The following is an 846-nucleotide window of genomic DNA, read 5'->3' as shown; positions in this document are numbered from 1 at the left end:
GCCGGAGGGGCACGGTCGGGGGATGCGCGCTGCGGCCGGCGGCGGCCGGGGCGGCGAGGTGGCTCGTGACGGTCATGCTCATGGTCGCGGCCGATCCCTTTCATTCTGCCCCTTTTGGCCGGTCCCTTGCCCGGTCGCTTGCCGTGGGACGCTGTCCTCGACGCCGCACGGGAGGAACCGCGGGACTTGGCCGGGGCGTCGTCCGGTGTCGAACCGCCCGTCCCGCCGCGGACGCCCGTGCGCGACGCGCCCTTAGCCGGCAGGGACTTGAGGCCCCGCGCGCGGCTCTTCGACCGCCCTACATAGGACCCTTCGCTCAGAAGCTCAAATCGGAGCGCGCCCGCCACCGGCGCCGCCTCCACCAGCTTCACCTCCACCCGGTCGCCGATGCGGTGCATTTCGCCCGTGCGTTCGCCCACCAAGGCCTGGCGCGCCTCGTCGAAGCGGTAATAGTCGGCCCCGAGCGTCGCCGCCGGGATGAAGCCGTCCGCCCCCGTGTCGTCGAGCGCGACGAAAAGTCCCGCCCGGGTCGCCCCGGTGACGCGGCCGGTGAAGGTGGCCCCGATCCGGTCCGCCAGGTGGTGGGCGATGAGACGGTCGACGGTCTCGCGCTCCGCCGCCATGGCGCGCCGCTCGGTGACCGAGATGGCGGCCGCCACCTCGCCGAGGCTCTCGGGCGTCGCCTCGTCCGGTAGCCCGTCGCGCCCGAGCCCCAGGGCGCGTACCAAGGCGCGGTGGACGATCAGGTCGGCATAGCGCCGGATCGGCGAGGTGAAATGCGCGTAGCGGCGCAGGTTCAGGCCGAAATGGCCGTAATTTCCGAGGCGTATTCCGCCTGCGACTGGC

General features: G+C 72.9%; 1 pseudogene. It reads right to left on the bottom strand.

What is annotated here, in order from left to right:
• Positions 1 to 846: pseudogene (locus AC2W7M_RS26485) on the bottom strand (RNB domain-containing ribonuclease); the annotation flags it as partial.

The sequence above is a fragment of the Xanthobacter sp. BG11Y11_SDJG genome, from assembly GCF_057364445.1.
This window is presented reverse-complemented; position numbering and strand designations above follow the sequence as displayed.